Here is a 12,770-nt window from a genome sequence, read left to right on the forward strand (position 1 = left end):
AGCGTACGGCCCACAGAATGATGTCACGCTGAAAATGCCGGCCTTTGAATGGGTTCATGTGCAGCTCCATCAGCAAAAGGGGATGATAAGTTTATCACCACCGACTATTTGCAACAGTGCCCACCTCAGTACCCCATTGCTCGTTCCTGGCGGGACAGCCGTTCATCAGCAGCCTGAAGACGCTCATCACGCCGCCGTGCTGCCAGAACCCGTCGTTCTGAAAAAGACATAGCCGCTACGTTTGGTACGCTGAGCTTACCGTCACCGGCACAAACGTCACAGCGAACATCAAATGCTCCGGCAAAATACTTTTCACGCATTTCTGGCTCCCACTCAGCCATTTCTGATTGGGTGAATCCATTTTCAAAGGCCGGGTTTTCCATGGTCCCGTGGCCTTCGCACTGGTGACAGATTATGTACTTAAATTTGCGCATGTAACGCTCCTGTATATGATGGATGAACCACTCTCGTTCAGGGTTATGGCGAAATGTTTATCGCCGCAGCGAGAGATTCAGTCTTGCTATCAATATTCCTGAAGGTTGTCCGCCTGATTTCAGGGAAAGCATTCATTCACTGGCCGGTTCTACCTTATTATTCATACAGATTAAAGTAGTTGTGCCTACTACTGCGGTCACCTTCCTTGACAAAGTAAGCAAAGTTTGAAAAATTTAACACCGACGAAAGGCCATACCTTCGTTAGTGTGCGAAAGCCGCTTGCGAGCGACGGAATAGGTGAAAGCTTTAGTCAGGGTTAATTACCCTGTCTGCGGTGATGGGATGGCTCAGGCGTATATCATCACTCCTTCCAAAGTCCGTACACACTCTTTCAGCCTTTGCAGAAATGCAGGGGCTGTTTCATATCAGACAAGCGCAATGAAATTTTCAAATGCTTTCCAGAAATTCAAAGGCCTTAAGCTTTATCTGTATCTTACGGTCCCCGCACGGAAAGTAACTTTCCTGAACAGGAACCGCCTTGCCAGCCTTAACTTTCTAAACGGTTAAAGTTACACCAGGCTGTAAATGGTGAAACAGTTTTTGAAGCCCATGAAACACCGCTGTCGGAAAGATAACTAGCCCCAAGACGTCTAACTTCTTTTTGATGTAGAGCTAATTCTTTCGGATCGGCAATATCTTCCACCACGCTCATCATGGCAATCTGAACTCCGGGAGATGCCATTTTATAAGCTGTCGAGCTTGCAACTGAATTTTTCAGGATTGCCAATCTTTCTTTTTCTGGTCGCCCGTTGTCAGACGTATTCGCGTACGTTGTACCCGCAACTAACAATGGAAGACTGGCGTTGGCACAGAACTGCATAACGCGTTTTTGCTGGAGCTGTAATTCAGTGGCTGCAAATGCTTTACTGCATCCGAGGATCCCGATAATCATCACTAATGCTGTTTTATACATAAAATTGAAACCGTCCTTATTGAACTTTAAATGTTGCGGTTAACACTGTGTGGAGATGTATGGACTGGATAATACCCACATGCCTGCGCCTGCCAGTATACCGGCTCAGGTATTAAACCTAAGAGATCTGGTGCACCGGATTTTACCTTTTCATTTCGGTTTTATCTTGAGCCTGGCTCTTGAGTTTAAATTTAAAGGTATGGCGCATGCAGGTTTCACTGACGGGTTTTCACACATCCCGGCTGTAACCCATCATTGTTCATGAGCCAGGCCCTGGTATCCTGCCCAGCGTACGGCCAGCCGCTCTAAGTCCAGATCGTACACCAGCGGTGTGATTTTACGGCCTTCAAACAGCTCGCCCAGCTCAATGCCTGGCTTAAAATGAACGGTCAGGGTGGCCGGATCTATGCCCATAAGATCGGCATCAAACAGAGCATGCATTGTTGGAGTCATCAGGATGCCATTAGACGGATTGTACCGGGTTCCATGTTCAATGTGTGCCGCATCCAGGACACCGCCATTAACCCAACCGGTTACCGCACAACGGCCCGCGAAATTCTCGATGAGCAGAGCTTTAAATTTACCCTGTGCCACGCCACTACGTTGCGTCACTACGCGCTCGCAGTGCTCACCCTGGATATCTACGTCAGGTTTCCGCTTTGGTTCGCTGGTGGCCGTCTCAGCTTGTTTTAGGGTGGAACGTGGATAGGCCAGGTTATATGCTGCGCCTGTGGTCATTTGCTCGATGACCGCAGGTGCATAACCTTCTGCTTCCAGCTTACGATATGCAGCCCGGTAGTCTCTTTGGGTTTTCAGCGGGTATATCTTTCCGCCTTTACCATCGAAAGCGATAAACCAGAAATCGTCCGTGCCAGTTTCCAGATTTCTGCAACGTTTCAGATGCCATCCGCCTTCTCTCGCCCAGATGGTACGGTTATTTCTGGCATTCGTTTTGTCATAACCGTTCTCGTCAAGCCAGCTATCAAAGCTGGTCAGCCCCAGATCCTGAACCTCCAGAGAAGGCACTCGAATGACCTGCAAGGTATGGCGGGGTCTTGGCTCTCTCATCTTGATCTCTTCCTAGCGCTGGTCTGGGAAATACGGATATTGCGGGCCATATTCATAGTCATGCGGGCCTGGCTCAACTTCCCAGAATGGACGGCCGCTAATTGTCTTTGGACCGCGCTCGTTTACGATGTCTTCTACATCCTGAATATTAAATGGCATCGTTGCCAGTAACAGCTGATCTTCGGGTGTCAGCGTCACAGTTGCACCGTCGATACGGCTGTAAAGGTCGGCAAACTGTTTACCTGCACCGTGCAACCGGTGCTCCGCTACACTTCTGATTGCGTGTAAGTCCAGCTCCGCCGCTTCCATGCGATCCACGTATAGTTTCATTTCTTTACGCAAAGCGCTCAGCTCACGGGCTTTAATAAACCCGCAGGCGTACCCACCCAGGGCGATAACTGCAATGATTGCTAAAATTGCCATTTTTTTCTCTCACGTGATTGCGGCCGTTACTCTAGTCTTAATGTGAAGTCTGGGAATTCGCTGGATGTTAAGTACGTTTTCATCCCCAGACTGACAGATGCTAAGGCGCGATCCCAACACTCCATTTGTAAGTATCAGGCCCATCTTCTCCGCTGGTGGCATCTGCTACAATCTGTGCATAACGTTCTCCAGCAAGTTCTCTTACCATCTGATCCACGACCCATTGCAGATGATGCATTTCATCGGTTCCGCCGTAACGACAAGCCAACTCAATAGCCCGCTCTATTCTTTTTTGTTCTTCAGTCATACTGAATCCTCACGCTTACATCAGCTATTCTGAAAACATGCACACTATAAATTGCGGCTGTCATTTCTCAGCCAGGCGCCTGCATTGCTGCCTCATTCCATCAAAAATACTTTCCGCAAGCTGCTGGGGGAACTGGTCCGGAAGAAGCCCGCTAACACGTTCAATGACACCCGGGGTTCTGGCGATGATTTCCTCTATCATCGCCTCTGTCTGCTGTTTACTCAGGCCGGTTATCTCACCATGCCTGATCCAGTGGCGTCGTTGTATTCGATATATCTGGTAATAGTTGCTACTGCCACGTACGGCCATCGCCAGTTTGCACTTCTGCCAGGATATCTGATTGTTCCCATGACCGATCACCGGCCATGCCGACAACACATCATAGAGTGGTGTAAGGTGATAACGTCCCTGTGGCCCAATAGAAATACTGAAATTTTTAGCGTGGCCATCTGTTGCGGCCATCATCCAGAAAACTATCTGCGTCATAAAAAACTGCGCTTTGTCACGCTCAGCACGGTCTGAATTACTCAGAACTTCCATAATTTCCGATATACCTGGCCCGCCGTCCGCCTGATATTTTCGTAATGGCGAAATGCCCAGGGCCTGACACATATCCTCCTGGGGTAAACGAATGATCCATTGTCCGTTTCCTGACCATTTTCGGTCAAAACGTTCTACCACCAGCGCTTTCTGATCTTCAAAGTGAGCAATCTGCGTTCTTGCCACGGGGAGCCCGTACTGTTCGAGAAGTACCGAGCAGAGCCATTCATTTTCAACCGACGAGCGCATGTCGGCTTTCATGTTCCCCACAAGTCCGAGCGGTAGCTTGAATATATGCGTCGTTGGTGTATTACCCTCCGGCATACACCACCGATCTTCATGCCACAGTAGGGCTGTTTTCTCCTGAGCACCGGCAATAGATAAACGTAAGTCGTCGTTATCTTCTGGCCTGCCCGGTAGCAATGTCTCCGTGGTATTACGCAAAGTTGCCGCAATTTCTGATTCAGTAAGCGGGTGATACTTCACGGAATATAAATCTGTGGGTTCATCTCCGTCATGAAGCAGCTGTATCGCGCCCACGCAGTCTTTTCCCAGCTCCGTCAGAAGATCAAAAGGCTCCAGGCTATCGGCCTTGTAACGCATTGCCAGACGTCTGCGTATGCCTTCGCTGTCCGGGAGTAAATTATCAAAATAGTCACGTACCACATTTCCACGCCAGACCTGGTTCCCGGGAGTAAAAGGAAGGGACAATGACAGCGGCCTTCCCTGTTCGTCTGCACTCCAGTCAGGAAGGTATTGTAAGCTGTCTACCCCTTTACTTTTTTCCCAGTATCCGACTTTGATTCCGTTCATCCAGATTGCCAGACGCTGCTGTTTCCGGCTCATATCGTTACCATTTCTCCTGTCGTGCAGGTGAGTTTGATTTAAGCATTTCTTCCGTCTGCTTCCCCTCTGAAGAGGCGGTTGTCGAGGAGAAGCTGATTTTTACGCCCAGGATAGAAAACACCTTGAATAGCCGTTCAATGCTCGCACTGGCAGGGTTGGCTTCCAGACGTGAGTATGTCTGTTGAGTGACCCCTAACCTTTCGGACAGGTCTTTTTGCGTCAGGCCATTCGCCTTGCGAAAACCAATGAGCAAGGGACGCAACTGGTTGAGCGTGTTTAACGGGTAATCATTATTGATCATAAGCTGGCCTCAGTAGTTCCTCTGATACACCTTGTACGCTGTTTTCTAAACATACACCCTAAAAGCTGTAATATCAAATTAACAGCCTAAAAGCTGTTAAATAGAGAGTACAACCTTTAGGCTGTTACTAAGTGGCAGCATAAATCTTTATGAGGTTTGATATGAGAGAACTATCAATAATAAGCCGTTACGCTCGTACAGCATCCGGTAAGAGAGCTGACAGATCAGGATCATCGGTAAACGAGAAGCGGAGTATCTTATGGCCCTGTTGTGAGCTGTATAAATAACTACGAGCTACTCTCTGCCTCGGGGAGGAGGCAGAGAGAGTATTAAAAGCAAAGGCAGACATTTTTAGCAGCTGGTGGGCTATGGGGTTCCGGAGGTGCTCCGGTGAATGTTACTTGACTGGCAAGTTTCCTGCTCTGATGGTCAATGCCTCGATGCTGTCTATATTGTTCTGAAGCCGTTCCAGTTCTGCCTTTTCAATACCGGCCCAAAGCTTTAAGTGTCGCTGATAAAGGGACCACTTGAGTGAGTGAAAACCATTCCAGGCCAACCCCATCCAGGAGGCGTAATTCGCATTGAGAATATTGCCGGTGATATACATTTTACCTGCGTTAACAGCACTGGAAGTTCCATAACCCAGGGCAAGCATCATCCGGAAGCGTGGATTTAGCCGCAACGGCATGGTATCCAGTAAGGTCTCCCCAAAAGCTCCTTTTCCCAGCGATACCTGTTTCGCCACATAGAAAACCCGCATCAAAACTTCCATTATGCTCATCGGAATACTTGTCACGATAAACTGACGAAAGTCATACCCGTTGACATACATGTACTCTATTTGTTTGCCGAAGTTAGAACTCCCCACAGGGATCCCCTCAAGCATACGAAGTAGCCCCATAAAAGGAGCCGGTAACCCCATGCCACGGTTTCCTTTTGCTGAGGGGGCATTAACATCCGATGCCAGGTGTCCAAACATTCTGGCGATGAGCCTGAAAATATTGGTTTCGTCTGTAACGCCTTTACTGGAAGGATAAACCACGATCTGTCCATTCTGAACCACCGTACAGGTCCCGTTCAGCATATCCTTTATACCGAAAATAATGCCCAGTACGGGATCGTGTGACAAAGCTCTTAAGCGGTGATTTGTGGGAGACAAAACGCCACCGGCCGCACCCACTAAATCGCTGCTGATCGAACTGTCTGGTGCCCCTATAGGGAACAAATCTGAGAGTTTTGTACTCAGGTCCTCCGGCAAAATGGCATTGAAGGCTTTCTGCACCTGTTTATTGAAAATACCATCCACTTCTGCCGTAAAGCTCACCGTAGGTTTTGGCGGGGCTCTGACGCAAAGTAAATCCAGCATGGATGCTATGAGCCCGCATCCGCAGGCAATAGCATAATCCCAGGCGTCGAGTGCGTAGCGATCATTAAATTCTTTAATATGATTCTGGATCCGGGCATCTACAACAGCCAAGTCATCCGTGGAGAGTATTGTGGCCAGTCCAATATCACCGCATACACGCTGGTTAGCCTCGCTATATATAGTCTTGAGACCAGTAGAATGCATGGCAGTATCTGAAGGGGTCATTTCTCGCAGATGATGTTCTTTAAGCGCCAGATGCTCCGCTTCATCAAGTTCAGTGCCGCTGATTAGCCCGGTCAACTGTGCCTTAAGGCTCTCTATATCACTGTTAATTGTCTCGTGAGCGTTCGCGATATCCTGACCACGGAGCTGAATATAACGGATGGCCCTGAACTCATCATCATAAGGAGACTGACTCATGTGTTTACCTCACCGCGACCAGGCTACCTTTTGGAGCTTTCTTAGTAAGCATGTCGATTGTTGCCTTGATGCCAGCAATTTCTGCCTTAAAATATTCCGCATTCGACATCAACCTTTCCTGAACTTCGTAGAGCTTTTGGATGGCCTGACTAAGGGCGGCTGTCAGTTTCGCATTTTTTTTGTGTTTCACTATCGCGTACCCGCCAATCCCTAACACAGCTACAGGTGCGGCCAATACCGCAATGCCTGCAACCATACCGCCACCGACGATAGACCCTGCTGTAGCGAGCCCGGAGGTTATGCCTGCTGCTGACACTCCCGTTGTACCAAGCGTATAGAGAGCACCGAAGGAAGCCGCTGCGCCTACGCCTGACCCCGCCAAAGCTGCTGCGCCCTCAGTAATACCCGGGAACTTATTTTCAAGCGCCTGAAGAGCACTTGTAACTTCATCCATTGCCTTCTTGCGAATTTTTTCGAGCTCTTCAGTTTCGGTAGCGTCCATTACAGGCCTCGTATTCATAACTTGCTGTGTGATAGGTGAAAAAGAGCACCATAAAAGTGATGAAGAAATCATGACTTACTATTGTGGCACTTTCGAGTTCATGTTTGTCAGTTTCAATGCTGTTGCTGTTAGTAAGGGCAGACGCCATATCGGGCAGACCCAAAATAACTATCGTGCCAGCGTCATTTTGGAACTGACTTTGCTAAAAATCAGTAGCGGACTGAACAGACATGTGTGGATTTGAATCTGGGCAGGTTCCAGACATTATTCCAACCAGACTTCCAATGACAAAATGCTCGTCATTCTCGGAGACGACATAGGGTCCACCAGAGCAACCATCGGTGTTGAAATGTGCTATTACAAAGCGAGTTGTGAGATGTTGGGGAGAATGATTTGAGCAATTTAAAGGCCAAATGCCTGAAACTTCACCAGGGAATGTCGAAATTGTTGTCTCATTCATTGGATATCCGACACCCAATGTACCCATGCCAGCTGCGGGAGCCAGGACCTTAAAGTAACTACTTACAGGCTGTTGTATTCCAGCTGGTAATACGATTTCTGCACTGTCAACAAACGGAATGCCGTCTTTAAAGTCTGCCCTGTCATTAGCCTCATTGAGAATGAAATCGACTAGAACAGGCTCTTCGTTCACCAGTCCTTGATGGTTAAGAAATTTGACGTAAAGTTTAAGTGTATTGCTGACGGGATAAATTTTTCCAAGAGCATTGGTAACAACATGGGCTGCGGTGAGAATCTTTTGCTGCTGACCATTATCGAAACCAAACGCAGTTGCTTCGAGATGGCTACTAAAATGAGGATCATTGCTTACATAGATTTTACAAACGTAGTTTTCAAACATTATTTCCTCCTTTTGCCGGTACCTAATCAGTTACACGGCTGCATGTTATAAACAACTAAACTCGCTTCCTGATATTTGAGTTTGTATGTTTTGCCAGGCACCAGCTCACCTCTGAAACACGGTTAGTCTCCTCCATGACATGGTTATGGCGATGGTCAGAAACTGTTATCGACGAAAGGCTGGAATTCCTTTAATGGCATTATCCATTTCAAGTCGTATGTCCTGAACGGGAGCGTATATTTTTATGATTCCAGATCTTAACCCTGAAACATTCCCCGTATCAAAACTGACCCGTTACAGATAAGTCACCACCGGTGCTGTCGATTAATTTAGTGAATTGCATGTCCTCATCCCATAAAGGGTAGGGCCTACCCCCGGCATCGAGCAAACCTGACCACCCTGCCCTTATTAAGACCCCACATGCGGCAATGGTGCCCTGTCCACGCCGCCCGCGAACTTTGAGGAAATGGGGAGAAAATAAAAAGAAAACAAAAAGTTATCGGCTGAAGTACCGGCGCAGATCGGGAATCAGGCGAAGCCTGACAGCACGTTAGGGCCTGGCAGGGGGCTTGAGGGATGAGGACATGCAATTGTGATAACCTTCCCGCCACGGGGTCGGTTAAATTCGTATCCTGCCGGTGCAATTCCAACGGCCGCGTTACCAGTTCGCCGGGTAGCATGGCCAGCAAAGCCAGGCATCGAGCACCCGGGTTTCACTGACGGCCGCTGCATAGACGCCGGTATCCGGGAAGAAATAAACCGGGGTGGCGTTGTTCAGCTGGTCGCCTTCATCGGCCAGAGCGCCGATCACCTCATGAGGCTTAAGCAGCATATCCGTTAAATATTCATCCGGGTGGATGGCATTCAGCGATATGGCCATCTCCAGAAATTCATCCAGGGTATGGCGGGTACGATACCCCCGGAAAACCTCGTATGAAGGCGTGACGCATTCACCATCCAGGGAACAGGCATCGTAACCGGCCAGCTGCTCTTCGGTGAGTCCGGAGGCATGCTTTGCCACAAGATTCGTAAATTGCTCTTTATCGTCCATCACAATCCTTACGCTGTAGGGGCCTGTTTGTGTTATCACTGCTTCCGGTTTTTACTTCGCACAACCCGGCAGGTATCCGGTCGCCCGGGCGTCCTTTGCGGTCTTGTTCGCCCTTCGCCTGAATTACGTCAAATCCCTTTCACTACCCGGCCGCAGGGTGACACCTCCCCTTTTCTCCGGAAGCGAAAGAGGAAGAACAGTTTAACAGCCCGGATCCTCAATAATTTTCGCGTAACGGACTAAATAACCGGTTTATGCAGCTTCTGATAACCACAGACCGCGATAGAATAAAACGTCTGGTGAGGAACCGGAGTGTTATGTAAGCGGGGGGTTTAACTGGGTATCTGTGTAGTCCTATTTAGCCAGATATCCCGAATAAAAACCTCAACGATTAGGTAAACGAAATGGATGGATTCTGGTCGATGTTCTGTTTGTTTGTCGTGGTAGTTTCACTGCATAAAGCCCTTTCTGTAGCAGCAGCACGAGCAGACGCAGCAAAATTAAATATGCTTCTCAGAATGAGAAAGTTTAAAAAGTAGCTTTCAAGACATCTGAGAATTCTTTTAAATCCTCAGAGGAAGTTATATGTTTAGGCTATTTGCAAACTAAGGTTGGAATTCCATCATTCTAGCCTTAGATCTTTGATCAAGTGAAGTTGCTCACTTGGTTGGATTTTACCGTTTCCTGACGGCTTTTCAGAAGCGAGGGCTGGTTGGAATGCCTTCCAGCTAGAAGTCTTGCAGATGCTCTCCGGGCATTAACTCATTGTCGAATCTGCACCAGTATCACTAGGTTGTTGAGCGGGCGATTAGCTTTTTCACTGAGCCGCTGTACACTCGACTGCTTCAAGAAGCACTACTTACCATTTGCCTGCCGTAAGGTCTGTTCTTAGCTGGATTTTTTTGGGAGGATACGCAGTCATGACAACTCAATCCAGCTCAATACAATACGCTTACGCGCTAGACGGCGAGGGCACCCTCACGCACATTGGCGCTGCCCTGCGCTCACATACTTACACCTGCCCAGGTTGTAAGAGCCCCCTGACCCCGGTAATGGGCGAGTTCAACGCTAAGCACTTTCGCCATTCGGAAGAATGCTGTGCCCTTGAAACCTATCTTCACAAGTGCGGCAAAGAAGCATTCTTCTATCGCTACCAACAAGCTCTCAGCCGTGAAATGCCTATTAGCCTTGAGCTGGAGCGCCGGGTTGCCTGTAATGGTTCTCGTTTAGCCTTGGTTAGAGACGAAGCACGTCAGTGCGTAAAATCCGTGCCTGCACGCTACAACTTGACTCAATTTTTCGATCAGGCAGAGCTGGAAAAACACGATAAGGTCACAGGGCTGCGACCAGACGTGATGTTGTATGATACGACTGGCGAAAGGCGTTGCTACGTAGAGATTTGTGTCACACACCCCTGCTCTCAAGACAAGATCGAAGCCGGTATCCCGATTCTTGAGTTTAAGGTCCAATCTGCCTCTGATATTCAGATGTTGCTTACCGGGGCCTACTCGATCAAGGAGAAGATCCTGAGAGTATTCAACTGGCTTCCCCCGTTTCAATCTGTGGACACCTGTAGCGGCGTCTGCTCAGTAGGTAACGTGGATATGTCTGTCTGGAGTTTAAGTGGTTCCGGCCGACTCAACGAACAAACGATGCCGCTCGCTGAAGTGGATTTAACAATCAATTCTGACGTGAACACATGGCCTAGATCGTTAGGGGCCGCTGAGCTGGCTGATAACTTACGAGCTTTTATCCGTCACGCCGATCCTCATTCACTATTTCCCAACTGCATTATGTGCGAGCAAGCAGGCCGATGGGAGGATGGCTATCTGCAATGTCACAGTAAGGCAAAGATCGTTCCCTACACCGAGGCCCGTCAGTGCGCCAATTACAAGGTTAAGGCATGACCAAAAGACTGACTTGGGAGCAGAAAAGTATTGTCAGCCATGACACCGGACATGCGTTGGTAAAAGCCGTACCTGGTAGCGGGAAAACAACCACACTTGTAAAGCGCGTTGAGCGGCTGGTCAAGACGGGAACTGATCCTCGCTCCATTCTGATCCTGATGTACAACAAGTCGGCGCAGGTGAGCTTCACGGAGAACTTGAAGACGGCACTGATGTCGAGCGTGATTCCAGAAATCCGCACGTTCCACAGCTTGGCCTTAAAGATTGTTGGTTACGGAGAACGCCAACAGATAATCAAGAAGAAAGACCTCATTACTCCAAGCGACTACCGCTATGAGCAACTGGTAAAGCAAGCCTACCGCTATGGCTTTGACCATGAGGCGAATTATATTGACCCCAATGAAATTGAAAACTTCGAGCTGTTTATTGCTCGCTGCCGGGCGGCGGCCGTAACTCCTGTTGATGCTGCCAATGATCCAACGTTCAGCAACATCAAACGGGAGTTTATTCACGCCTATGGCCGCTATTGTGAGCTGCTGGAGGAAAACAGTCTGCGAACCTTTGATGACTGTTTGATTGAGGCTGTCGCACTGTTGCGTAATGACAGCAGCCTTGGTGCCCACTTCAAGCACATCATTGTTGATGAATATCAGGACGTTAACCTGATACAGCATGACATGACCCGCTTGCTATCTAAGTCGGATACGTCGGTTATGGCTGTTGGTGATGTTAACCAGTGTATTTATGAGTGGCGTGGTGCTCGACCAGACTTTATCGGCGGACTGTTTGAAAGGCACTACCCGAATACGAAGGTGTTTCAACTGTCATGCACGTTCAGATTTGGCCATGAGCTTTCCTTGATGGCTAACTCGGTAATTCGGCGCAACTCTACAAAGCTGACCAAGCTTTGTGTCAGTCATCCTAGCACCCCCAAAACAGAGGTCAGATTGCACTTTGATAACTGCCTATCCAAGGTGCTATCAAACCTCTCGGTGAGCAGTGGAACACAAGCCATATTGTCCCGCACTAAGGCGAACCTTGCTGAGGCGGAAATTGCTTTACGCCTGTGTGGGCTACCTTATCGCTACCTCAATGGTTCAAGCGCATTACACACCCGCACCGAAATCGGGATACTGGTAGTTGGCGTCTTGCTGTCTGTGTACGGCGATCTGCGGCTACTGGAAAACCATCCCAACAAACAAGCGATTGTTTACGGCTTTCTGAAGGAGGCTGGTTTTAGATGGCAGAAAGGGCAATTCAAAGCGGCGCTCAGTGGATTGATGGCTCCGCACGCCGACCTATGGTCTGCTCTAGGTCAGTTATTCGAGGGCGCACAATACCAAAAAGATCGGCTGGGCAGGCTCGCCACTATCTGCCAGAAAGACGGAGAGGAAACGCCTGCTATCGATGTGTTACGACGCCTGAGTATGGAGGGTTTCATTGATAGTGTTGGCTCTGAGGGTGTAACTCGCACTGGATCGAACGACCAGCAACGAGGGGTCGTGAGGATCGGGGAGCTACTTGACTCCAGTAAGATCGATTCCCGCACGTTTTTAAACCTTATCTTGAATCCAGGCGAGGCTGCTACTGACTGCGATCCCTTCATCCTTTCCACACTGCATGGTTCCAAGGGGCTGGAGTGGGATAACGTAATACTGATCGGGGTCGTCTCAGAAAACGGAATCTATGGTCACTCCCGTTTTTGCAACACCGATTTTGACGACAAGTTGGCTTGCTTGAATCTATCCGGCGTCTGAATGGGATTTTATTCC

The 12,770-nt window shown here is 48.8% G+C and carries 13 protein-coding genes; 2 read left to right on the plus strand and 11 right to left on the minus strand.

Going from position 1 to position 12,770, the window contains the following annotated elements; genetic code table 11:
- Positions 1-125 precede the first annotated feature (125 nt).
- The 11 genes from ACMWKK_RS24975 to ACMWKK_RS25025 form a co-directional block, all read right to left on the minus strand.
- Positions 126-434 (minus strand): hypothetical protein, encoded by a 309-nt coding sequence (locus ACMWKK_RS24975; protein WP_001224686.1) that lies wholly within the window; start codon positions 432-434, stop codon positions 126-128.
- A 548-nt stretch (positions 435-982) separates the two neighbouring features.
- Entirely contained in the window at positions 983-1,408 is a 426-nt protein-coding gene (locus tag ACMWKK_RS24980; RefSeq protein ID WP_000278471.1) for a hypothetical protein, read from the minus strand.
- Positions 1,409-1,660: 252 nt separating this feature from the next.
- Positions 1,661-2,476, minus strand: a complete 816-nt coding sequence (locus ACMWKK_RS24985) for an HNH endonuclease signature motif containing protein (protein ID WP_001641519.1) — start codon at positions 2,474-2,476, stop codon at positions 1,661-1,663.
- A gap of 12 nt (positions 2,477-2,488) precedes the next feature.
- Positions 2,489-2,899, minus strand: coding sequence for a hypothetical protein (locus ACMWKK_RS24990; RefSeq protein WP_000985909.1), 411 nt, complete (start codon positions 2,897-2,899; stop codon positions 2,489-2,491).
- Between the two features lie 100 nt (positions 2,900-2,999).
- The gene (locus tag ACMWKK_RS24995) at positions 3,000-3,206 is read right to left on the minus strand and encodes a hypothetical protein (protein WP_000134171.1); all 207 of its coding nucleotides are present in this window, start codon (positions 3,204-3,206) and stop codon (positions 3,000-3,002) included.
- A 60-nt stretch (positions 3,207-3,266) separates the two neighbouring features.
- Complete coding sequence (locus ACMWKK_RS25000) at positions 3,267-4,592, minus strand: type II toxin-antitoxin system HipA family toxin (protein WP_000088044.1); 1,326 nt, start codon at positions 4,590-4,592, stop codon at positions 3,267-3,269.
- A 4-nt stretch (positions 4,593-4,596) separates the two neighbouring features.
- Complete coding sequence (locus ACMWKK_RS25005) at positions 4,597-4,890, minus strand: helix-turn-helix transcriptional regulator (RefSeq protein WP_012477377.1); 294 nt, start codon at positions 4,888-4,890, stop codon at positions 4,597-4,599.
- Positions 4,891-5,290: 400 nt separating this feature from the next.
- Positions 5,291-6,679 (minus strand): hypothetical protein, encoded by a 1,389-nt coding sequence (locus ACMWKK_RS25010; RefSeq protein WP_000083579.1) that lies wholly within the window; start codon positions 6,677-6,679, stop codon positions 5,291-5,293.
- A 4-nt stretch (positions 6,680-6,683) separates the two neighbouring features.
- Positions 6,684-7,181, minus strand: a complete 498-nt coding sequence (locus ACMWKK_RS25015; protein ID WP_000340139.1) for a membrane protein — start codon at positions 7,179-7,181, stop codon at positions 6,684-6,686.
- 202 nt (positions 7,182-7,383) lie between these two features.
- Positions 7,384-8,040, minus strand: a complete 657-nt coding sequence (locus ACMWKK_RS25020) for a trypsin-like serine protease (protein WP_000462754.1) — start codon at positions 8,038-8,040, stop codon at positions 7,384-7,386.
- Positions 8,041-8,698: 658 nt separating this feature from the next.
- Positions 8,699-9,091, minus strand: a complete 393-nt coding sequence (locus ACMWKK_RS25025) for a hypothetical protein (RefSeq protein WP_000341066.1) — start codon at positions 9,089-9,091, stop codon at positions 8,699-8,701.
- 920 nt (positions 9,092-10,011) lie between these two features.
- On the opposite strand from ACMWKK_RS25025, the gene ACMWKK_RS25030 reads away from it, so the two are divergent.
- Positions 10,012-10,998 (plus strand): hypothetical protein, encoded by a 987-nt coding sequence (locus ACMWKK_RS25030; RefSeq protein WP_000211823.1) that lies wholly within the window; start codon positions 10,012-10,014, stop codon positions 10,996-10,998.
- Complete coding sequence (locus ACMWKK_RS25035) at positions 10,995-12,755, plus strand: ATP-dependent helicase (protein WP_031942310.1); 1,761 nt, start codon at positions 10,995-10,997, stop codon at positions 12,753-12,755. Before ACMWKK_RS25030 ends, ACMWKK_RS25035 begins: the two co-directional genes overlap by 4 nt.
- Positions 12,756-12,770: the final 15 nt, after the last annotated feature.

The sequence above is a fragment of the Enterobacter sp. 01-M-03-SI-ECC genome (assembly GCF_047530215.1).
Taxonomy (GTDB): domain Bacteria; phylum Pseudomonadota; class Gammaproteobacteria; order Enterobacterales; family Enterobacteriaceae; genus Enterobacter; species Enterobacter chengduensis.

Bases quoted from the DNA above. Each gene is read 5' to 3' on its own strand.
- ACMWKK_RS24985 (WP_001641519.1), bottom strand. From the start codon at position 2,476: ATGAGAGAGCCAAGACCCCGCCATACCTTGCAGGTCATTCGAGTGCCT.
- ACMWKK_RS25020 (WP_000462754.1), bottom strand. From the start codon at position 8,040: ATGTTTGAAAACTACGTTTGTAAAATCTATGTAAGCAATGATCCTCAT.
- ACMWKK_RS24980 (WP_000278471.1), bottom strand. From the start codon at position 1,408: ATGTATAAAACAGCATTAGTGATGATTATCGGGATCCTCGGATGCAGT.
- ACMWKK_RS25025 (WP_000341066.1), bottom strand. From the start codon at position 9,091: ATGGACGATAAAGAGCAATTTACGAATCTTGTGGCAAAGCATGCCTCC.
- ACMWKK_RS25000 (WP_000088044.1), bottom strand. From the start codon at position 4,592: ATGAGCCGGAAACAGCAGCGTCTGGCAATCTGGATGAACGGAATCAAA.
- ACMWKK_RS24990 (WP_000985909.1), bottom strand. From the start codon at position 2,899: ATGGCAATTTTAGCAATCATTGCAGTTATCGCCCTGGGTGGGTACGCC.
- ACMWKK_RS25035 (WP_031942310.1), top strand. From the start codon at position 10,995: ATGACCAAAAGACTGACTTGGGAGCAGAAAAGTATTGTCAGCCATGAC.
- ACMWKK_RS24975 (WP_001224686.1), bottom strand. From the start codon at position 434: ATGCGCAAATTTAAGTACATAATCTGTCACCAGTGCGAAGGCCACGGG.
- ACMWKK_RS24995 (WP_000134171.1), bottom strand. From the start codon at position 3,206: ATGACTGAAGAACAAAAAAGAATAGAGCGGGCTATTGAGTTGGCTTGT.
- ACMWKK_RS25010 (WP_000083579.1), bottom strand. From the start codon at position 6,679: ATGAGTCAGTCTCCTTATGATGATGAGTTCAGGGCCATCCGTTATATT.
- ACMWKK_RS25015 (WP_000340139.1), bottom strand. From the start codon at position 7,181: ATGGACGCTACCGAAACTGAAGAGCTCGAAAAAATTCGCAAGAAGGCA.
- ACMWKK_RS25030 (WP_000211823.1), top strand. From the start codon at position 10,012: ATGACAACTCAATCCAGCTCAATACAATACGCTTACGCGCTAGACGGC.